At 67.2% G+C, this 19,041-nt stretch carries 19 protein-coding genes and 1 tRNA gene; 15 read left to right on the top strand and 5 right to left on the bottom strand.

The annotated features are described in order from the left end of the window. Window positions 1–8 precede the first annotated feature (8 nt). The 4 genes from polA to ACP7CK_RS08135 all read left to right on the top strand — a co-directional run bounded on the left by polA (window position 9) and on the right by ACP7CK_RS08135 (window position 7,708). Window positions 9–2,924, top strand: a complete 2,916-nt coding sequence (polA, locus tag ACP7CK_RS08150; protein ID WP_426025683.1) for a DNA polymerase I — start codon at window positions 9–11, stop codon at window positions 2,922–2,924. Between the two features lie 170 nt (window positions 2,925–3,094). Further along, window positions 3,095–4,477, top strand: coding sequence for a hypothetical protein (locus tag ACP7CK_RS08145; protein WP_426025682.1), 1,383 nt, complete (start codon window positions 3,095–3,097; stop codon window positions 4,475–4,477). A gap of 1 nt (window position 4,478) precedes the next feature. Further along, window positions 4,479–5,393, top strand: coding sequence for a DNA adenine methylase (locus ACP7CK_RS08140; RefSeq protein WP_426025681.1), 915 nt, complete (start codon window positions 4,479–4,481; stop codon window positions 5,391–5,393). 206 nt (window positions 5,394–5,599) lie between these two features. Next, window positions 5,600–7,708 carry a terminase large subunit domain-containing protein gene (locus tag ACP7CK_RS08135; protein ID WP_426025680.1) on the top strand — a complete coding sequence of 703 codons (2,109 nt, stop codon included), beginning with the start codon at window positions 5,600–5,602 and terminating at the stop codon, window positions 7,706–7,708. Between the two features lie 26 nt (window positions 7,709–7,734). Here the strand turns inward: ACP7CK_RS08135 and ACP7CK_RS08130 are convergent, their stop codons facing one another. Continuing rightward, window positions 7,735–8,889: a hypothetical protein gene (locus ACP7CK_RS08130; RefSeq protein ID WP_008264326.1), complete on the bottom strand. Its 1,155-nt coding sequence runs from the start codon at window positions 8,887–8,889 to the stop codon at window positions 7,735–7,737. A 147-nt stretch (window positions 8,890–9,036) separates the two neighbouring features. On the opposite strand from ACP7CK_RS08130, the gene ACP7CK_RS08125 reads away from it, so the two are divergent. Together ACP7CK_RS08125 and ACP7CK_RS08120 are read left to right on the top strand one after the other, a co-directional pair. After that, window positions 9,037–9,240 carry a twin transmembrane helix small protein gene (locus tag ACP7CK_RS08125; RefSeq protein WP_426025679.1) on the top strand — a complete coding sequence of 68 codons (204 nt, stop codon included), beginning with the start codon at window positions 9,037–9,039 and terminating at the stop codon, window positions 9,238–9,240. A 3-nt stretch (window positions 9,241–9,243) separates the two neighbouring features. Further along, entirely contained in the window at window positions 9,244–9,816 is a 573-nt protein-coding gene (locus ACP7CK_RS08120) for a cob(I)yrinic acid a,c-diamide adenosyltransferase (RefSeq protein WP_426025678.1), read from the top strand. Window positions 9,817–10,039: 223 nt separating this feature from the next. On the opposite strand, the gene ACP7CK_RS08115 is transcribed toward ACP7CK_RS08120, so the two are convergent. Then, entirely contained in the window at window positions 10,040–10,384 is a 345-nt protein-coding gene (locus tag ACP7CK_RS08115) for a hypothetical protein (protein WP_271164898.1), read from the bottom strand. A gap of 115 nt (window positions 10,385–10,499) precedes the next feature. Here ACP7CK_RS08115 and ACP7CK_RS08110 point away from each other — a divergent pair, with 115 nt between their 5' ends. The 6 genes from ACP7CK_RS08110 to ACP7CK_RS08085 all read left to right on the top strand — a co-directional run bounded on the left by ACP7CK_RS08110 (window position 10,500) and on the right by ACP7CK_RS08085 (window position 14,403). Further along, a complete protein-coding gene (locus ACP7CK_RS08110) occupies window positions 10,500–11,264 on the top strand; it encodes an electron transfer flavoprotein subunit beta/FixA family protein (RefSeq protein WP_426025677.1) in 765 nt (254 codons plus the stop codon). 1 nt (window position 11,265) lies between these two features. Continuing rightward, window positions 11,266–12,195, top strand: coding sequence for an electron transfer flavoprotein subunit alpha/FixB family protein (locus ACP7CK_RS08105; protein WP_008261292.1), 930 nt, complete (start codon window positions 11,266–11,268; stop codon window positions 12,193–12,195). 7 nt (window positions 12,196–12,202) lie between these two features. After that, entirely contained in the window at window positions 12,203–12,532 is a 330-nt protein-coding gene (locus ACP7CK_RS08100; RefSeq protein ID WP_426025676.1) for a DUF6883 domain-containing protein, read from the top strand. Between the two features lie 5 nt (window positions 12,533–12,537). Further along, entirely contained in the window at window positions 12,538–12,768 is a 231-nt protein-coding gene (locus ACP7CK_RS08095; protein ID WP_426025675.1) for a DUF4926 domain-containing protein, read from the top strand. Next, window positions 12,707–13,066 (top strand): DUF167 domain-containing protein, encoded by a 360-nt coding sequence (locus tag ACP7CK_RS08090; RefSeq protein WP_372704871.1) that lies wholly within the window; start codon window positions 12,707–12,709, stop codon window positions 13,064–13,066. The genes ACP7CK_RS08095 and ACP7CK_RS08090 overlap by 62 nt, the downstream gene beginning before the upstream one ends. 149 nt (window positions 13,067–13,215) lie before the next feature. After that, a complete protein-coding gene (locus tag ACP7CK_RS08085; protein WP_426025674.1) occupies window positions 13,216–14,403 on the top strand; it encodes an alkaline phosphatase in 1,188 nt (395 codons plus the stop codon). A gap of 18 nt (window positions 14,404–14,421) precedes the next feature. Here the strand turns inward: ACP7CK_RS08085 and ACP7CK_RS08080 are convergent. The 3 genes from ACP7CK_RS08080 to ACP7CK_RS08070 all read right to left on the bottom strand — a co-directional run bounded on the left by ACP7CK_RS08080 (window position 14,422) and on the right by ACP7CK_RS08070 (window position 15,771). Continuing rightward, a tRNA-Arg gene (locus ACP7CK_RS08080) sits at window positions 14,422–14,498 on the bottom strand. 167 nt (window positions 14,499–14,665) lie between these two features. Then, window positions 14,666–15,469, bottom strand: a complete 804-nt coding sequence (locus ACP7CK_RS08075; protein WP_426025673.1) for an SDR family oxidoreductase — start codon at window positions 15,467–15,469, stop codon at window positions 14,666–14,668. Next, the gene (locus tag ACP7CK_RS08070) at window positions 15,466–15,771 is read right to left on the bottom strand and encodes a 4a-hydroxytetrahydrobiopterin dehydratase (protein ID WP_035310370.1); all 306 of its coding nucleotides are present in this window, start codon (window positions 15,769–15,771) and stop codon (window positions 15,466–15,468) included. Before ACP7CK_RS08070 ends, ACP7CK_RS08075 begins: the two co-directional genes overlap by 4 nt. A 150-nt stretch (window positions 15,772–15,921) precedes the next feature. Between ACP7CK_RS08070 and ACP7CK_RS08065 the strand changes: the two genes are divergently transcribed. The 3 genes from ACP7CK_RS08065 to ubiB are packed head-to-tail and all read left to right on the top strand — an operon-like array spanning window position 15,922 to window position 19,041. Beyond that, complete coding sequence (locus ACP7CK_RS08065) at window positions 15,922–16,656, top strand: Crp/Fnr family transcriptional regulator (protein ID WP_372704867.1); 735 nt, start codon at window positions 15,922–15,924, stop codon at window positions 16,654–16,656. 31 nt (window positions 16,657–16,687) lie between these two features. Beyond that, entirely contained in the window at window positions 16,688–17,476 is a 789-nt protein-coding gene (locus ACP7CK_RS08060; protein WP_154726980.1) for a class I SAM-dependent methyltransferase, read from the top strand. Beyond that, window positions 17,464–19,041 carry a 2-polyprenylphenol 6-hydroxylase gene (gene ubiB / locus ACP7CK_RS08055; RefSeq protein ID WP_426025672.1) on the top strand — a complete coding sequence of 526 codons (1,578 nt, stop codon included), beginning with the start codon at window positions 17,464–17,466 and terminating at the stop codon, window positions 19,039–19,041. The genes ACP7CK_RS08060 and ubiB overlap by 13 nt, the downstream gene beginning before the upstream one ends.

Below are 19,041 nucleotides of genomic sequence, written 5' to 3'. Positions count from 1 at the left end.
TTCCGGCCATGACCGACGCCTCCGCTCCCCAGACCGCCCCCGAACAGGATCGCCCCCTCACCCAGGACGGCCCCGCCCTGCGGCTGTGGATGATCGACGCCTCGGCCTATATCTTCCGCGCCTATCACGCCTTGCCGCCGCTGACGCGCAAGTCCGACGGCCTGCCGGTCGGGGCGGTCCAGGGCTACTGCAACATGTTGTGGAAGCTGCTGAAGGACATGAAGGGCGCCGACGGCCCGACCCATCTGGTCGCCATTTTCGACCACTCGGACAAGACGTTCCGCAACACCCTGTATGACCAGTACAAGGCCCACCGCCCGCCGGCCCCCGAGGACCTGGTCCCGCAGTTTCCCCTGGTGCGCGAGGCGACGGCGGCCTTTGGCGTCCATTGCGTCGAACTGCCCGGCTACGAGGCCGACGACCTGATCGCCACCTATGCCTGCAAGGCCCGGGACGCCGGCGGCGAGGCGGTGATCGTGTCCTCCGACAAGGATCTGATGCAATTGATCGGCGGCGGCGTCGTCATGTGGGATCCGATGAAGGACCGGCGGCTGGCCGAGCCCGAGGTGTTCGAAAAGTTCGGCGTCGGCCCGGAGAAGATGATCGATCTTCAGGCCCTGATCGGCGACAGCGTCGACAATGTTCCCGGCGCCCCGGGCATCGGACCCAAGACGGCCGCCCAGCTGCTTGATGAATACGGCGACCTGGACGCCCTGCTGGCCCGCGCGGGCGAAATCAAACAGCCCAAGCGCCGCGAGACCCTGATCAATTTCGCAGATCAGATCCGCCTGTCGCGCGAGCTGGTCCGCCTGACCTGCGACGCCCCGGCGCCGGAGTTGATCGAGGATTTCGCCGTGCGCGATCCGGATCCAGAGGCCCTGTCGGCCTTCCTGGACAAGATGGAGTTCCGGTCGCTGCAACGTCGTGTCGGCGACGGCAAGGCCGGCCCCAGCGAGACTTCCGCCTTCGCCCCCAAGCGCGCGCCGAACCTGAGCGCCCCGGTCGCCACGCCTCGCTACGGGCAGGTGGTGGAAGGTCCCGCCGAGGCCCAGAGCTTCGACCTCGAGGCCTACGAGTGCGTCCAGACCGAAGAGGCGCTGGATCGCTGGATCGCGCGGGCAACCGAGGCGGGCGTGGTGGGTTTCGATACAGAAACCTCGTCGCTGTCGGCGACGCATGCGGGGCTGTGCGGGGTGTCGCTGGCGGTGGGGCCGAACGAGGCCTGCTACATCCCGCTGACGCATGAGCATGAGCCCCAGGCGGGCGAGGGGGGGCTGTTCGGGGAGCCGGGGGAGGCGCGGGAGCCGCTTCAGCAGCTGGACAAGGCGACAGCTCTGGCGAAGCTGAAGGGGTTATTGGAAGATCCTAGTGTATTGAAAATACTACAAAATTCCAAGTACGACCTGGCGGTCATGGCGCGGCGGGGGATCCGGGTCGCGCCCTATGACGACACCATGCTGATCTCCTACGTGCTGGAGGGCGGGCTGCACGGGCATGGGATGGACGAGCTGGCGCGGCTGCATCTGGGGCACGACCCTGTGCCGTTCAAGAGCGTGGCCGGAACGGGCAAGAGCCAGAAGTCGTTCAGGCACGTCGCCCTGAAACCCGCCACCCAGTACGCCGCCGAAGACGCCGACGTGACCTTACGCCTGTGGCGCATCCTCAAGCCCCGGCTGGCGCGCGAGGGCCTGTCCACCGTCTATGAGACCCTGGAACGCCCCCTGCCCGCCGTCCTGGCCGAGATGGAGACCGCCGGCGTCCGCATCGACCCCGACCGCCTCAAACGCCTGTCCAGCGAGTTCGGCCTGCGCATGGCCGAGCTGGAGGCCCAGGCCCACGAGATCGCCGGCCGCCCCTTCAACATCGGCTCCCCCCGCCAGATCGGCGAAATCCTGTTCGGCGAGCTGAACCTGCCCGGCGGCAAGAAGACCGCCTCCGGCCAATGGGGCACCGACGCCAGCGTGCTGGAAGACCTGGCCCACACCCACGCCCTGCCCCGCGTCCTGCTCGACTGGCGCCAGCTGTCCAAGCTGAAGGGCACCTATACCGACGCCCTGACCGCCGCCGCCGACCCCAAGACCGACCGCGTCCACACCAGCTACCAGCTGGCCGCCGCCACCACCGGCCGCCTGGCCTCCAGCGACCCCAACCTTCAGAACATCCCGATCCGCACCGAGACCGGCCGCGAAATCCGCCAGGCCTTCATCGCCGCCCCCGGCCATCTGCTGATCAGCGCCGACTACAGCCAGATCGAACTGCGCCTCTTGGCCCATATCGGCGACATCCCCGAGCTGAAACGCGCCTTCAAGGCCGGGCTCGACATCCACGCCGCCACCGCCAGCGAGATGTTCGGCGTCCCCGTCGAGGGCATGCCGTCCGAGACCCGCCGCCGCGCCAAGGCCATCAATTTCGGCATCGTCTACGGCATCAGCGCCTTTGGCCTGGCCGCCCAGCTGGGCATCGATCAGGGCGAGGCCGGCGCATACATCAAGACCTATTTCGACCGCTTCCCCGGCATCCGAACCTATATGGACAAGACCAGGGCCGAGGTCCGCCAGGCCGGCTTCGTCTCCACCGTCTTCGGCCGCCGCATCCACATCCCCGCCATCCACTCGAAATCCGGCGCCGAACGCCAGTTCGGCGAGCGCGCCGCCATCAACGCCCCGATCCAGGGCGCCGCCGCCGACATCATCCGCCGCGCCATGATCCGCATGCCCGCCGCCCTGGCCGAGGCCGGGCTGAAAACCCGCATGCTGCTGCAGGTCCACGACGAACTGGTCTTCGAAACCCCCGAGGCCGAGGCCGACCGCGCCATCACCCTCATCAAACGCGTCATGGAAACCGCCTCAGACCCGGCGGTGGCCCTGACTGTGCCCCTGGTCGTCGACGCCCGCGCCGCCCCCAACTGGGACGCCGCGCACTAGCGGCGAACCCGCCGCAGGGGTTTGACCCGAGGCTCAGCGGTTAGGGGGTGGTTGCGTAAGACAACCGCACCGAAGCTTGATCGTTGTCGGTGCCGCCTACATGCAGCAACATCGCCACCACTTGCGCGTGTTGTCGGTTGTGCGCATTAGTGCATGAAAGGGGGGAATAAATGACAATCGACAAACTCGAAGTTGAGATCGACGACTTGGTCCTTGATCTCGACAACCCGCGTACCGGCACCGTCTCGGCTCAGGCAGACGCCCTTGAGGCTATCGTGCGGCTCAACGGTACGCATTTCAAAAACATGATGCTCAGTATCAAAGACCACGGACTCGATCCTGGAGATAGTTTTTATGTCGTCGAGGAGGGGGACGATGACGGATACGTCGTCGTTGATGGAAATCGTCGCCTGGCCGCGTTGAAGGTCCTCAACAATCCAAGCCTCCTTCAGGGTACGGATTTGCCCGATGGCACAAAGAAAAGACTCGCCGAGATTGCGCAGGGGTTCACCGATCACGGCACTATAAGCTGCGTGCTTTTTCAGAGCCGGGCGGATGCCCACGACTGGATCGAGCGCCGCCATGGGAAAGGCCTAGATGGCGAGGGGCGCATAGCCTGGGGTACGCTCGAAAGCGACCGCTTCCAACGGGACCGCACAATAATAGACGTCATCACATTCGTAGAGAAAAATTCGACATTCTCAGATGCAGATTGGCAAAGAATAAAGAAGAATGTTGAGAAAACGCCGACTACATTGAAACGTTTTTTGGTGTCGAAGCCTGGTCGTCAGTTGTTGGGGTTTGTTGACCAGAGCGGCGAAAGCGGCCCGCAATTCAAACGCAACCCGAAGTTTGTGCTTCGGGTTTTGAGTCAACTTTTTAGCGATATAGATGCAGGTGATGTGAACTCGCGAACGCAGAATACTGCATCTGAGATCGCTGATTATATTGAAACTTTGCCGGACGGCTTGGGCTCCACTCCTCAACCTACTACGACGCCGCATTCCTTTTCGGAAACGCTGGTCAAAGACGGCGCGACCCGGCCTCGGCAGTCGAGTGAGAAATCTAAAGTTGACAAAACGAAGACGAAAAAGGTCAGCCCGCCCAGATCGACGCTTGCTCCGTCAAAGCAACCTTTCGCTGAGCCAGACGATGAAAAAGGAAAGCAACTTATACGAGAAGCATCGAAATTAAAGCTTAGGGAGACCCCGCTTGGGTGCGCGTTTCTCTTCCGCGCGGTGTTGGAATACGCGATAGATACAGAAATGAGAGCGTCTAACATTTCACGGGAAAATGCTGATGGAAAGCAGCTAGATCTCAGCGGGCGGTTTGATTCGGTTTACAAATACCTGAATGCAACTGCTGGAAGGGTTGCAAATAAGGGCGATTTAACAGCGATAAGGCAGACACTTACTGCTAGAAATGGTCCTGTATCATTTGGCGCGCTTAATGGCTTTGTTCACAATAGGTATCAGAAGCCATCTCCTGATGACTTGAGAACTGCGTGGGACCACGCCGTCCCGTTGCTTGTTGCCATATATGGTGCCCACTAAAATGATCGACACCGTCAAACCCGCCCCGTCGGGTCACTACTCCCCGCTTCGCTATCCAGGAGGAAAAGGCAAGCTCGCACGTTTCGTCGCCGACCTGATACGCGTGAATGGTTTGCAAGATGGCCACTACGTCGAGCCCTATGCCGGTGGTGCGGCAGTCGCGATGGAGCTTCTCCTTACGGGCATAGTCAGACGTGTCACTATAAACGATCTGAATAAGCCAGTTCACGCTTTCTGGGATTGCGTTCTAAACGACCACGAAGCGCTCATTGACCGCATTCAGTCTTTTCCCGTGGACATGGCTACAAGGGACTGGGCCAAGAAGGCGGTCGGGGATGAAACATCCAGTAAACTGGACTTGGGGTTCGCAACATTCTTCCTAAACAGGACGAATAGGTCGGGCATATTGAATGGTGGACCCATCGGCGGACGAGACCAAAGCGGGCCTTGGAAAATTGACGCGCGATACAACAAGAATGATCTAGTTTGTCGAATAACGCGGATAGCGAGAATGCGAAGTCGCATTACGTTGGAAAATAGGGATGCAGTAGAGCTTCTGAAATCTCAAGCTCCAGAGTGGAGCAGTAAGACTCTAGTTTACCTGGACCCGCCGTACTACGATAAAGGGCGTGATCTCTACTATAATTTCTATAAGCATGATGACCATGCGAACGTAGCATTCGCTACCCACAATCTGAGGGGGGTTAAATGGATTGTTTCGTACGATGATGTCGAACCTATCCACGCCCTTTATAAATCGGACGCCTGCCTACAATATACGATTGGATATAGCGCCAGGGAGCGTGGGCGCGGCGCTGAAGCAATGTTCTTCAGCCCGGACCTCATCGTCCCTGCGGTCCGAGGATCGATGATTGAAACTCGGCGCTGGGAAGGCGCCGACCCTGCAGTCGCTTAACTACGCATCGCGTGTCCGCTTGCTTCTATTCGACTGCTGATCGAGACGACCGACGATGAGTCGGCGGAGGGTCAGTAGGCGATTAGGAGCGCACCACCCGCCTTGCGCACTCAATTCCGCGAACGAATCCCTTCCGAAACAACCTACTAACCCCGCCAATCCGCGATTTGCGCGCCTGAGGTGCCGGCGGGGTTAGGCTTTTCCGCATGGGGAAGCATTTCAACAGTCGGATGGATGACGCGGCCTGGCGGGTCTGGTTCGGGCGGTGGCATGGGGGCGAGGCGGCGAAGGCGTTGCGGGCCGAGGCGGGGGTGTCGCACGACACCTGGACGGCGAACGCCAAACGGCTGGGGATGCGGATCGGCGACCTGCCGGCCGATCATCCGGCGCGGCGGTCGATCTCGGTCCTCGAGCGGCCGGACGACTGGCGGCATCCCAAAAGCAACCTGACGGCGGGGCAATGGCGCGAGGTCTGCGCCCTGCTGGAGCGGGGGGCGACCTATGCCGATATCGAGGCGCGGTTTCCGATCCGGGGCTCGACCGTGGCGGAGATGGCGAGGAAACTGGGGTTCCAGAAGGGGCAGAGGGCGCGGGCTGCAGGCGAGCCGCCGCCCGGAAACCGGCGGCCTGAGCCGGAGGCGGCGGCGGCGATCTGGGGCGTGACCATCGATCCGGCCGATCTGGAGGCGACGCGGGCCGAGTTCTGGGAGCGGATGCAGCAGGCGGGTCGCGAGGGTCAGTTCGGTGTGATGGGGCGGATCGCCCTGGCCAAGGAACAGGTCGAGCGCGTGATCGAGCGGGAGCTGAAGCGCACGCGCCCCGCGGGCGCTTCTATTCCTGGGGGCTACCGCCCTTCAGGCTGCTTGAGCCCCCAGACCACCGGTTTGCTTGAGGGCGGTCAGGGCGCTGGGGGCTTGGTCCTTCGTCCGGCGCAGAGGCCGCCGGAGGGGGCGTGGTCGACCTGGTTGTTTCTGGGCGGGCGGGGGGCGGGCAAGACTCTGGCGGGGGCGTCCTGGATCGCGGACATGGCCGAGCGGCTGGGGGCGGGCGGGCGGCTGGCGCTGATCGGGCCGACCTTGCACGGTGTGCGCGAGGTGATGATCGCCGGGCCGTCGGGGGTGATGAGCCTGCCGCGCTGGACGGGGGTTGGATCGGATGGGGCGGTGGAGTGGCGGGGGCCGGAGTATCAGCCGTCGCGGCGGCGGCTGGTGTTTCCGAACGGGGCCGAGGCCTTCGTCTTCTCGGCCGAAGACCCCGACAGCCTGCGCGGCCCCCAGTTCGCCGCCGCCTGGGCCGACGAATTCTGCGCCTGGCGCAACGGCGGGGAGACCCTGGCCCTGCTGCGGATGGGGCTGAGGTTGAGGTTGCCCAACCCGGACTCCCCAGCCGTCGATCCAAGCGCGGCGCAAGACGGGGGAGTGGGGGCTGACGGGGGTTTGGGGGCTGAAGCAGCGAGGCTCCGCGAGCCGAGCGGTAGCCCCCAAGCGAGAATTTCGAGCGGTAGCCCCCGGCTGGTGGTTACGACCACGCCGCGCCCGACACGGGCGCTCAAGGCGCTCCGCGCCGAGGCGTCATGTTTGCTCACCCATGCGACGACGCGGGACAATGGCGATCATCTGGCGCCGGGGTTTCTGGAGGGGCTGGAGCGGCTGTACGGCGGGACGCGGCGGGCGGCGCAGGAGCTGGAGGGCCAGGTGGTCGAGCCCGAGGGCGGGCTGTTCACCGCCGAGATGATGGCGGCGGCGCGGGGGGCGGCTCCGGTCTCGGTTGACGGGCGGCCGGTCTATGAGCGGGTGGTGGTGGGGCTGGACCCGACCTGTTCGCGCGGCGGCGACGCCTGCGGCATCGTGGCGGTGGGGCGGCGCGGGGAGACGGCCTGGGTGCTGGCCGACCGCTCGATGCGGGGGCTGTCGCCGCAGAAATGGGCCGAGCGGGCCATGGAGACGGCGCGGTTGTTCGGCGCCCGATGCATCGTGGGCGAGGTCAACCAGGGCGGGGACATGGTCGAGGCGGTGCTGAAGGCGGCCGGGTGCGGGGCGGACGGGGAGAACATCGGCTTTACGGCGGTGCGGGCCTCGCGCGGCAAGGCGGCGCGGGCCGAGCCGGTGGCGGCCCTGTATGAACAGGGGCGGGTGCGGCATGCGGGCGCGTTCGCGGCGCTGGAGGAGGAGCTGATGGAACTGGGCGCCGAGGAAGAGGGGGAGGCTGCCGGATCGGGGGAGGGCCATTGGGACCGGGCCGACGCCCTGGTCTGGGCCGTCACCGACCTGATGCTGGACGGCCGGGGCGAGGGGCCGCGGGTGCGGGCGCTCTAGGCCGCCCCCCCGCTAGGCCGCCCCCATTAGGCGGCCATGACGCCGATGTCGTCGGGGCTTTCGCCGCGGCCCAGAAGCCCGGTCTCGAAGTCCATGAAGATGTCCATCAGCTCCTCGACATTGGCCGGATGGGCGGCCGGGCCGAAGCGGAAACGCCAGTAGCTGACGATATGCTGGACCGCGCCCAGCTGGTCGCCCAGTTTGGCGAACATCGAGGGGGCGTCCAGCAGGAAGTCGCGGAAGGCGGTCGGCCGGCCCTCCTGGGTCAGGCGGGCGTAGGCGTCGTCATAGATGCTGAGGGTGCGGCTGACCTCGTCGCAGGTGCGGATGATGCGGCCGCGCAGGACCGCGCGGCTGCGGTCCAGATATTCGCGGGCGGGGCGGTCGATCCTGCCGCTCGGCTTGATGGTGCGCACGGCCTCGGCCACGGCGGCGACCTCGCCCAGCAGGGTGGACAGGGTCCATTTGTAATAGAGGAAGCCCTTCCAGCAGAAGACCCCCTCTTGATACTGTTCCGGCGCCAGGCGCAGGGTCAGACGCAGGGCCTCCAGCTGGTCGCCGGGCGTATTGGACAGGATCTTGGCCGCCATCCGCGCCGCCGAGTCCGAGGCCACCGCAAACGTGTCCGCCCCCAGGCTGAGGGTGACCAGGGGCTCGACCTCGCTATGGACGAAGGCCACCATCCGCTGCAGGTCGCCGTCGCTGATGGAGAAATAGCAGGGGGCCGGATCCAGTCCGCCGCGCCGCAGCTGCTCGCGCAGCAGGAAGGGGTCCAGGGACGGCAGCTTGTCGATCAGGCGCAGGGTCTCGATATCCGGGTGGGTAGGGGCCACGCCGAAGGCCTCGATCATCATCCGCTCGAAGCCGATCTGATTGACGAAGACATAGCGCCCCCCGGTCTTCAGATCCTCGTCGTCGATGGGGATGACCACCTTGGTGGCGACCTGGCGGCGGCCGGTGAAGAGATCGGTCTCGTTGCGCCGCAGCCGGTGCTTGATGATCAGGGACCGGTTCAGGGCGTGGGTGCGGAACACCGGCCGCGCGGCCCAGTCGGGATTACGCACGGCGCCGTCCGATCGGCTGTCGCCGTTTTCCTCCCACACCCGCAGAAGGTTCAGCACCCGGGCGGTTGAGGCGGAGCCCCGGAGGTGTTCGAGGTTGCGGACGGCGCGATCAGTCATGCCGCGCAGATTGCAACGCCAATCGTGACTAATGGCTTAGCTGTCGCGCAGAAAAACCGGGGGTCGGCGAATCCGTCCCCGGCTCCGGCGGGATCAGCACGGGCTCGGTCGCTGGCGTCCGACGCGCGCGGGGACTAGAACAGGGGCATGCAGATGTTCGACATCCTGGTCGTCGCCGCCATCCTCGCCGTCACGGTGACGCTGGGTCTGGGCCTCTATTCGCTGTTCCGGGGCGGGGATTACGCCCGGAGCCATTCCAACAGGCTGATGCGCTGGCGGGTCGGGCTTCAGGCCGTGGCCGTGCTGATCCTGGTCGTCGGCATGGTGTGGAAGGCGACGCAAGGGGGCTGATCCATGGTGACGTTGAACAAGATCTACACCCGCACCGGCGACGACGGACAGACCCGGCTGGCCTCGGGCGCGCCGGTGTCCAAGGCTGATCCCCGGGTCGAGGCTTACGGCGCGGTGGACGAGCTGAACGCCGTCCTGGGCGTGGCCCGGCTGAACAGCGGTCAGAACGACCGGATCGACGCCATGCTGGCCCGGATCCAGAACGAACTGTTCGATCTGGGCGCCGACCTGGCCACCCCGCTGGACCCGCCGCCCGCCTGGGAGGCGCTGCGCATCCTGGACAGCCAGGTCGAGCGGCTGGAGCAGGAAATCGACTGGATGAACGAGAGCCTGAAGCCGCTGGACAGTTTCATCCTGCCCGGCGGCTCGCCCCTGTCGGCCCATCTGCACGTGGCCCGGACCGTGTGTCGCCGCGCCGAGCGCGAGGCGGTGCGGCTGGTTGAAGCGGGCGAGGCGGTCAACGGCGCGGCGGTGCGGTATCTGAACCGGCTGTCGGACCATTTGTTCGTCGCGGGGCGGCGGGCGAATGCGAACGGGGCCAACGACGTGAAGTGGAAGCCGGGGGCGACGCGGTAGGGCTCCACCGCCCATACAGGACGAAAGAAGAGAGGGCGGCGTCACCTCTCCGCGCGCGAAGGCGCGGGGGGAGGACAGGCCGCGCTTGCGACCAGGCGGGGGCGCCTCCGGCGGTGGGGTGGCCCCCAAGAGCGTCTGGCGCCGAGTCGCCCCCTCCTGGCGTTCGCTGACGCTCTCGCCTGTCCTCCCCGTCGGCCTTCGCCGACGGGGAGGTGAAGGGTGGTCAGGTCGCCGGTCGGGCCGCCGCCAGGGCCGCTTTCTGGCGGGTGATTTCGGCGGCGCGGGCGCGGTCCTGGGCGGCGAGTTGGTCTTCGATGCGGATCAGTTCGCGGTTCTTTTCGTCCGAGGCCTGGGCGCGGGAGACGCCGTTGGGGCGGCCGGTGATCTGGGCGATGGAGATGGGCTGGGCGCAGATGCGGTTTTCCATGTCGTACCATTTGCCCGCCGCCTCGCAGCGTTCGCCCGGCGCGACCCAATAGGCCTGGACCGCGAAAACCCCCGCCACGGCGACGCCGAACAGGGCGAAGAAGATCATGGCCAGGCGGGGAAAGGTCAGGAAACGCTTCATCTCAGGATCCGTTAGGCGGGTTTTGCACGGGAGCTTGACCCCGCGTTACGTTGACAGGCCTTCGCGACCGCTCCATGTCCTGCCCCTACATTCAGGCGAATTCACGGATAGACCCATGAAGGTTCTCGTCCCCGTCAAACGGGTGATCGACTATAACGTCAAGGCCCGCGTCAAGGCTGACCAGTCCGGCGTCGATCTGGCCAACGTCAAGATGAGCATGAATCCCTTCGACGAAATCGCCGTCGAAGAGGCGGTTCGTCTGAAGGAAGGCAAGGAACATCACGCCGCCGGCACGGCGACCGAGATCGTCGTGGTCTCCATCGGCGTGACCCAGGCCCAGGAAACCATCCGCACCGCCCTGGCCATGGGCGCGGACCGGGGTCTGCTGATCCAGTCGGATGCGGACCTGGAGCCGCTGGCGGTCGCCAAGCTGCTGAAGGCGGTGGTCGAGGAAGAAAAGCCCGATCTGGTTCTGATGGGCAAACAGTCGATCGACGGCGACAACAACGCGGTGGGCCAGATGCTGGCCGCCCTGCTGGACTGGCCCCAGGCGACCTTCGCCGGGAAACTGGTGATCGAAGGCGGCAAGGCGACGGTGACGCGCGAGGTCGACGGCGGCCTGCAGACGCTCTCGGCGGACCTGCCGGCCGTGGTGACGGTGGACCTGCGGCTGAACACGCCGCGCTATGCGTCGCTGCCGAACATCATGAAGGCCAAGAAGAAGGAGATCGCCATGAAGGCGGTCGCCGACTATGGCGTCGATGTCGCCGACCGTCTGAAGGTCCTGAAGGTCACAGAGCCGCCGAAACGCTCGGCCGGCGTCAAGGTGGCCGATGCGGCCGAACTGGTTTCCAAGCTCAAGTCCGTGGGAGCGCTGTAATATGGCTGTCCTCGTCATCGCCGATCACGACGGTTCGACCGTTCGCGACACCACAAACAAGACCGTGACCGCCGCCCTCGCCCTGTCGTCCGATGTGGATGTTCTGGTCGTCGGGCAGGGCGTGCAGGCGGCCGCCGACGCCGCTTCGAAGATCGCCGGCGTCCGCAAGGTGCTGCTGGCCGAGAGCGCCGGCCTGGGCCACGGCCTGGCCGAGGCGGTGACGGACACCGTCCTGCCCCTGGCCGCCGGCTACGACGCCATCCTGACGCCCGCGACCACGGACGGGAAGAATTTCGCCCCCCGGATCGCCGCCAAGCTGGACGTCGCCCCGATCTCGGACATCATCGAGGTGGTGTCGGCCGACACCTTCGTTCGGCCGATCTACGCCGGCAACGCCCTGGAGACGGTCCAGTCGGCCGACGCCAAGAAGGTGATCACCGTGCGCCCGACGGCCTTCGCCGCCGCCGCCGAAGGCGGTTCGGCCGCCATCGAGAGCGTCACGGGCGCCGATGCCGCCAAGACCGCCTTCGTCTCCGAGGAAATGGTCAAGTCGGACCGCCCGGACCTGGGCGCCGCCAAGATCGTTGTCTCGGGCGGTCGCGCCCTGGGCTCGGCGGACGAGTTCCACGCGGTTCTGGAACCCCTGGCCGACAAACTGGGCGCCGCCATCGGCGCCTCGCGCGCGGCGGTGGATGCGGGCTATGCGCCGAACGACTATCAGGTCGGCCAGACCGGCAAGGTGGTCGCCCCGGCCCTGTACATCGCCATCGGCATCTCGGGCGCCATCCAGCACCTGGCCGGGATGAAGGACTCCAAGACCATCGTCGCCATCAACAAGGACCCGGACGCCCCGATCTTCCAGGTCGCGGACTACGGCCTGGTCGGCGACTACAAGACCGTCGTGCCGGAACTGATGGCCGCCCTGGGCTGAGGCTCGAATGAGGCTGCCAGGCGGTGGGCAGGCGGTCGTTCCGGAGGGAAAGATCGAAGCCTACTGCCTGTCGGCGGACCACCCGGAAGGCCGACACAAGGCCCGGGTCTTCGCGTCCGCCCTGGGTCTGACCCGGGCGGACGCCCCCTATCTGAAACGCCGGCTTCTGGAAGCGGCCAGGGAGGCCGAGGCCGAGCCGGTCGGGACGACGCCGTTCGGGACTCTGTACCGGGTCCGCTTCATGCTAGAGTTCCGCGGTCGCACGGCGCTGATCCGCAGCGGCTGGATCGTAGGATCGGACGGGGTTCCCCGTCTGACGACCGCGATGGTGGAGTGACGACCATGATTAAGGAACTCGACGTCGTGGCCCTTCTGGCCGATCTTCCGGATCTGGGCCTGAAGAAGGGCGAGCGCGGCACGGTCGTGATGATGTTCGACCCGGCCTGCTTCCTGGCGGAGTTCGCCGACGAGAGAGGCGTGGAACGGGCGACCCCGACCCTGAGCGCCGAAGATGTCGAAGTGGTCTGGCGCGCCGCCGATCATCGCGCCCCGGATCGACGCGCCGCCGGTTGATCCCCTGTCCCGACTTCCGATCAAGCTACAGCCCGGCGCCTCCGGCGACCGGATCGACGGCTGGGACGCAGATCCCGAAGGCCGGCCCGTGCTGAAGGTGCGGGTGCGCGCCCGGCCCGTGGACGGCGAGGCCAACGCCGCCCTGGTGAAATTCCTGGCCAAGGCCCTGGGGGTGTCGCGGTCCTCGGTCGTGCTGGAGCGGGGCGGGCAGTCGCGGCTGAAAATGGTCTCCGTCGAGGGGCTGGACGAGGCGGGGCTGAAGGCGCGGATCGACGCGGCCACAGGCGAGGCGGGCTGAACCGCCCGGAGCCGCCCGGAGCAGCCCAACCGCCCCGAACCGCATCGCCGCCGGGTCGGGGGACGGCGACTGTCACAGGTTCGCGGTAGACAGGCCGGGGCGGTTCGGGGGACGCGGGCGGCCTTGTCTGATTTGCTGGACCGACGCCCATGACCCCTGTCTCCCTCCGCCTGGTTTCCGCCCTCGCGCTTGCGATCGGTCTTTGCGCCTCGGGGGGCGCCTCGGCCCAGACGGCCCAGGCGGCGGCCCGTCCGCCGGTCGAACAGAGCCAGAGCCAGGGCCGGGCGAAGAATGTGATCCTGTTCCTGGCGGACGCCGGGGGCGTGGCCTCGGTCCATGCGGCCAGCGTGATGGCCTATGGCGAGCCGCTGAAGCTCCATATCCAGCAATGGCCGAACCTGGGGCTGAGCGAGACCTCGCCGGTCGACGCCTTCGTGTCGGATTCGGCCAACGGCATGAGCGCCATCGTGACCGGGGTGAAGACCCACAATGGGGTGATCAGCCAGGGGCCGGACGGCGAACGCGGCCGGCGCGACGGGACCCCGACGAAGACGGTGCTGGAATACGCCGAGGAGCACGGCCTGCTGACCGGGGTGGTGACCGACCGTCCGATCACCGACGCGACCCCGGCCGCGACCTACGCCCATTCGAACGACCGCGGCAAATGGGGCGAGATCTTCCCCCAGGCCTTTTCGCCGCGCTTCGGCGACGGGGTGGATGTGCTGATCGGCTCGGGCCGGACGGAGATCGCCGAACAGATGGCGGCGAACGGCGTCAGCTACGACAGCCTGGCCCAGGCGCACGACCGGCCGATCTATGCGACGCTGGAGGCGGCGCCGGCGGGGAACCGGCGGCCCGTGGTCGTGGCCGAAGAGATCGACGTGCGGGCGGCGACCCTGAGGGCGCTGGACCTGCTGCAGGCCGGGGACAAGGGCTATCTGCTGGTGGTGGAATGGGACGCCCACACCGACGATCCCCGCGAAGGCCTGCAGAACATCGCCGACCTGGACCGGCTGATCGCCGAGGTGCAGTCGCGCGTCGATCTGGACGACACCCTGATGATCTTCACCGCTGACCACTCTTTCGGCCTGCAGATCGACGGCGGGCGTCGCGGCCAGCCCCTGCTGGAAGGCTATGAGGCCTGGAAGGCGCGGGACGGCGACGAGCGCGTGGTGCGGCTGGAGAATGTCATGGTCAACCGCACCCATACGGCCGAGGAGGTTCCGGCCCTGGCCATCGGCGTCGGCGCCGAACGGGTGCGGGGCTATTTCCCCAACACCCATCTGTTCGAGGTGATGATGAAGGCCTTCGGCTGGACGCCCTCGTCCGGCGACTGAGACATTCAAGAGAGGAAGTGGCGCACCCGACAGGATTCGAACCTGTGACCCCTGCCTTCGGAGGGCAGTACTCTATCCAGCTGAGCTACGGGTGCGCATGCGGCGTGACGCCGAAAGGGCCGCTTACAGCAAGCGGCGGGCGGCCTCAATCCCGAATAAGCGGATGACGGTCGGATGACTGTCTTCCAACCGCCGTCGCCGGGCGTCCCCGGCCTCAAGCAGCACGAAGCGCGGTAGGCCCAAAAGAAAGGGCGCTTGCGCCCTATTGCGCGGTCATGCCGCCGTCGATCTTGAACTCGGACCCCGTGACGAACTTCGACTCGTCGGAGGCGAGATAGAGGACGCAGTACGCCACGTCGTCGGGTTCGCCGATCCGCTTCAGCGGGATGCCGCGGGTCAGGCGTTCGTGGGCCTTGGCCTCGTCGCCGCCGGCCAGGGCGATGAAGGGATCCAGGATCGGGGTCTTGATGAAGACCGGGTGGACCGAGTTGCAGCGCACGTTCCAGTCGGCCTTGGCGGCCTCGAGCGCCAGGGTCTTGGTGTACATCCAGACGGCGGCCTTGGTGGCGTTGTAGGCGCCCATGCCGGGGGCGGCGACCAGGCCGGCGATGGACGAGATATTGACGATCGAGGCCGGGGCGGCGGCGCGCAGGTGCGGCATGGCGTGTTTGGCGCCCAGCATGATCGAACGCAGATTGATCTCGTACTGACGCTGCCAGTTGTCGACCGTGTCCTGTTCGACGAAGGCCAGGGGGCCGCCGACGCCGGCGTTGTTGACCAGGACCGACAGGCCGCCCAGGTCGGCGACGGCGGCGGCGATGACCCGTTCCCAGTCGGCTTCGCTGGCCACGTCGTGGGCGTAGGCGAAGGCGGCGCCGGGGATTTCGGCGTTGATCCGCTTGGCCAGGGCGGCGACGCGGCCGCCGTCGATGTCGGTCAGGGCCAGGCGGGCGCCCTCGCGGGCCATCATGGCGGCCATGGCCTCGCCCAGGCCGCCGGCGGCGCCGGTGATCAGGACGGTCTTGCCGGCGACGCGGCCGGGGCGGGCGGAGGAAGCGGCGCTCACGAGATCGCTCCCATGTCGGCGGCGGCGCGGTCGATGAACCGGGCCAGGGTCACGTCCCTGTCGGTGACGCCGTCGGCGTCATGGGTGGTCAGCAACACCTCGACCCGGTCATAGACGTTCGACCATTCCGGATGGTGATCCATCTTGTCGGCCATCAGGGCGACGCGGGTCATGAAGCCGAAGGCGGCGTTGAAATCGGCGAACTTGAGACTGCGCGAAATGGCCGCCCGGTCGCCGTCATGGGGGCGCCAGGCGGGCAGGGTCTTCAGGGTTTCCGCAACGTCAAGGCGAGTGTCGGTCATGGGCTTTCCTCTTTTCTTCCGGCGTAAGGCGCCCGGCGGATCGCGGCAAGCGTGCGCAAGCGTCTCCGACGGTCGCGGAACGCATGAGCAAGCTCTGGCGTTATCGGACGTCGCGAAAGCGTCGCCGTTTCTGGCGCGGAGGAAGTGGATATGGACAATCTGTGGCTCGCCGCTCTGGACGCGGCCGACCGGAAGCGGATCGAACCTCATCTGAGCGAGCACCAGATCGCGCGCGGCCAGATGCTGTACGACGCCGGCGCGGCGGTCGATCAGGTCTGGTTCCCGCTGAAGGGGGTGGTGTCGCTGATGACCGTCCTGCCGGACGACAAGATGGTGGAGACCGCCGCCATCGGGCGCGAGGGCCTGGTGGGGGTGACCTGCGGCCCGTTCAACGCCCGCGCCGCCAGCCGCGCCATCTCCCAGCGCGACGGCGTGGCCGTCTGTTGTTCGGCCGAGGTGTTCGGCGAGGCGCTGGATGAGAGCGAAGGCCTGCGCCAGGCCCTGTCGCGTTTCACCGAAGGCCTGATGGCCCAGGTGCAGCAGGCCGCCGCCTGCAACGCCCAGCACCGGCTGGACGAGCGGCTGGCGCGCTGGCTGCTGACCCTGCACGACCGGGCCGAGGACGACCGGATCGACCTGACCCAGGCCGACATCGCCGGCATGCTGGGCGTGCGCCGCGCCACGGTCTCCGAGGTCGGGACCGTGCTGGAGGGCAAGGACCTGATCCAGCGGGGCCGGGGCTGGGTCCGGGTGCTGGACCGTGACGGGCTGGAGGAAGCGTCGTGCGGCTGTTACGGCCTGATGCGCGAGGTGATGAAGGATCTCGAACTGCCCCAGCCGCAAGCCGGGTCGGAAGCGATGCGATCAGGCTCTAGTGACGCGTGACGGGCGGCCCGCGACGCGCTAGACCGCGCGCATGACCGACGCCTCCTCCCACGGCCCGCATTCGTCGGGCGACCGTTCCTCCTTCGGCTTCCGCGACGTCGATGCGCGCGAGAAGGTCAAGATGGTGCGCGGGGTCTTCGATTCCGTCGCTTCCAGCTATGACGTCATGAATGACCTGATGAGCGTGGGCGTCCACCGCCTCTGGAAGGACGCGGCGGCGGCCAAGCTGAACCCCCGGCCCGGCGAGACCATCCTGGACGTGGCCGGCGGGACCGGCGACATGGCCCGGCGCTATTCCAAGATGGCGCGCGCGGCCCAGGAACGGCGGGGCGGCGAGGACGCCTCGGTGATCGTGCTGGACTATAACGCCGAGATGATCCTGGCCGGGGTGCACAAGGGCGGCGAGCCGGAGATGAGCTGGTCGGTCGGGGATGCGATGAACCTGCCCCTGCCGGACGCCTCGGTCGACGCCTATTCGATCAGTTTCGGCATCCGCAACGTGGCCCATATCGACAAGGCCCTGGCCGAGGCGCGGCGCGTGCTGAAGCCGGGCGGCCGGTTCCTGTGCCTGGAGTTCTCGCGCCCGACGACCGGGCCGATCCGCGCGGCCTATGACGCCTGGTCCTTCCACGCCATTCCGCGCATCGGCGGCTGGGTGGCCAAGGATCGCGACAGCTACCAGTATCTGGTCGAGAGCATCCGCCGCTTCCCGGACCAGGCGGCCTTCAAGGCCCTGATCGAGGACGCCGGCTTCAAGCGCGTGTCGGTGACCAATCTGTCGGGCGGGATCGCCGCCATCCACCACGGGTGGGCGATCTGACCCGGGTCTATCGCACGGCCCCGCCGCCCCCCGCCGCCGTGGCGGTGCAGAACCCGGTCGCGGCCTTTCTGCGCCTGCTGGGCTGGCTGTGGGTTCTGGCGCGTCATGACGCCCTGATCCCGCGCGAGGCCAATCCCCTGCTGCCCGTCTGGGCCCGACCCTTCGCCCGCGCCGTGCAGATGCTGTCCGGCCGCGACGGACGCCAGGGCCGGCCGGGCCAGAGGCTGGGCAAGGCGTTTGAGCACCTGGGGCCGGTGGCGATCAAGCTGGGCCAGGTGCTGGCCACCCGCGCCGACATCTTCGGCCTGCAGTTCGCGCGCGACCTGGGCCGGCTGAAGGACGCCCTGCCGCCCTTCCCGCTGGAAGAGGCGCGGCGCGAGATCGAGAAGTCGCTGGGCCGGCCGGTCGAGAGCCTGTTCACCGACCTGAGCCCGCCGGTCGCCGCCGCCTCCCTGGCCCAGGCGCACCGGGCGACCCTGGCCGACGGCCGGGCCGTGGCGGTCAAGGTGCTGCGGCCGGGGGTCGAGCGCCGCGTCGCCGACGGCCTGGACGCCATGCGGCTGGGCGCCGCCCTGGTGCACCGGCTGGTGCCCCTTTCGCGCCGGCTGGAGCCCCAGGCCTTCGTCGAGACCATCGCCAATTCGATGGATCTGGAGCTGGACATGCGGCTTGAGGCGGCCGCCGCCAGCGAGATGGCCGATGTCATGGCCAAGGACGGCTATATGTCCGCCCCCGCCGTGGTGTGGGACGGGGTGGGCAAGCGGGTGCTGACGCTGGAATGGGCGCAAGGGCTGCCCATGACCGATCCGGCCTTGGTCGATCTGCCCGGCCTGGACGTCGATCTGCTGGCCGACAATGTGGTGCGCGCCTTCCTGGTCCAGGCCCTGGACCACGGGGTGTTCCACGCCGACCTGCACGAGGGCAATCTGTTCGCCAGCGCCCCGGCCCATCTGACGGCCATCGACTTCGGCATCGTCGGGCGGCTGGGTCCGGCCGAGCGGCGCTATCTGGCCGAGATCCTGTGGGGCTTCATCTCGCGGGATTACGACCGGATCGCCCGGGTCCATTTCGAGGCGGGCTATGTGCCGCCGCATCATTCGGTCGAGACCTTCGCCCAGGCCCTGCGCGCCGTGGGCGAGCCGGTGATCGGCCGCGCCGCCAGCCAGGTGTCGATGGGCCGGCTGTTGGGGCAGTTGTTCGAGATCACCGCCCTGTTCGACATGCGGCTGAGGCCCGAGCTGATCCTGCTGCAGAAGACCATGGTCTCGGTCGAGGGGGTGGCCCGCCGGCTTCAACCCGACCACGACCTGTGGAAGGCCGCCCAGCCGGTGGTCGAACGCTGGATTCGCCGCGAGCTGGGCCCCCAGGCCCAGGCGCGCGACGCCCTGTTCGACATGATCGCGGCGGCGCGGGCCATCTCGCGCCTGGTGCAGGAGCCGCCGCGTCCCGCGACGGTGGTCATCGAAAAGTCGGGAACTCCCGCTTGGGTGACGGCTTCAGTCACGGTCGCGGTCATCGCGGCCCTGACGGCCCTGGGCCTTTCGCTCTGGCCCTATCTGTCCTGA

The sequence above is a fragment of the Brevundimonas sp. TSRC1-1 genome (assembly GCF_049898245.1).
Lineage (GTDB): Bacteria > Pseudomonadota > Alphaproteobacteria > Caulobacterales > Caulobacteraceae > Brevundimonas > Brevundimonas mediterranea_A.
This window is presented reverse-complemented; position numbering and strand designations above follow the sequence as displayed.

What these genes read in the sequence shown, in the direction of transcription:
- polA (WP_426025683.1), top strand. Translation starts at nt 9, where the DNA reads ATGACCGACGCCTCCGCTCCCCAGACCGCCCCCGAACAGGATCGCCCC.
- ACP7CK_RS08145 (WP_426025682.1), top strand. Translation starts at nt 3,095, where the DNA reads ATGACAATCGACAAACTCGAAGTTGAGATCGACGACTTGGTCCTTGAT.
- ACP7CK_RS08140 (WP_426025681.1), top strand. Translation starts at nt 4,479, where the DNA reads ATGATCGACACCGTCAAACCCGCCCCGTCGGGTCACTACTCCCCGCTT.
- ACP7CK_RS08135 (WP_426025680.1), top strand. Translation starts at nt 5,600, where the DNA reads ATGGGGAAGCATTTCAACAGTCGGATGGATGACGCGGCCTGGCGGGTC.
- ACP7CK_RS08130 (WP_008264326.1), bottom strand. Translation starts at nt 8,889, where the DNA reads ATGACTGATCGCGCCGTCCGCAACCTCGAACACCTCCGGGGCTCCGCC.
- ACP7CK_RS08125 (WP_426025679.1), top strand. Translation starts at nt 9,037, where the DNA reads ATGCAGATGTTCGACATCCTGGTCGTCGCCGCCATCCTCGCCGTCACG.
- ACP7CK_RS08120 (WP_426025678.1), top strand. Translation starts at nt 9,244, where the DNA reads ATGGTGACGTTGAACAAGATCTACACCCGCACCGGCGACGACGGACAG.
- ACP7CK_RS08115 (WP_271164898.1), bottom strand. Translation starts at nt 10,384, where the DNA reads ATGAAGCGTTTCCTGACCTTTCCCCGCCTGGCCATGATCTTCTTCGCC.
- ACP7CK_RS08110 (WP_426025677.1), top strand. Translation starts at nt 10,500, where the DNA reads ATGAAGGTTCTCGTCCCCGTCAAACGGGTGATCGACTATAACGTCAAG.
- ACP7CK_RS08105 (WP_008261292.1), top strand. Translation starts at nt 11,266, where the DNA reads ATGGCTGTCCTCGTCATCGCCGATCACGACGGTTCGACCGTTCGCGAC.
- ACP7CK_RS08100 (WP_426025676.1), top strand. Translation starts at nt 12,203, where the DNA reads ATGAGGCTGCCAGGCGGTGGGCAGGCGGTCGTTCCGGAGGGAAAGATC.
- ACP7CK_RS08095 (WP_426025675.1), top strand. Translation starts at nt 12,538, where the DNA reads ATGATTAAGGAACTCGACGTCGTGGCCCTTCTGGCCGATCTTCCGGAT.
- ACP7CK_RS08090 (WP_372704871.1), top strand. Translation starts at nt 12,707, where the DNA reads ATGTCGAAGTGGTCTGGCGCGCCGCCGATCATCGCGCCCCGGATCGAC.
- ACP7CK_RS08085 (WP_426025674.1), top strand. Translation starts at nt 13,216, where the DNA reads ATGACCCCTGTCTCCCTCCGCCTGGTTTCCGCCCTCGCGCTTGCGATC.
- ACP7CK_RS08070 (WP_035310370.1), bottom strand. Translation starts at nt 15,771, where the DNA reads ATGACCGACACTCGCCTTGACGTTGCGGAAACCCTGAAGACCCTGCCC.
- ACP7CK_RS08065 (WP_372704867.1), top strand. Translation starts at nt 15,922, where the DNA reads ATGGACAATCTGTGGCTCGCCGCTCTGGACGCGGCCGACCGGAAGCGG.
- ACP7CK_RS08060 (WP_154726980.1), top strand. Translation starts at nt 16,688, where the DNA reads ATGACCGACGCCTCCTCCCACGGCCCGCATTCGTCGGGCGACCGTTCC.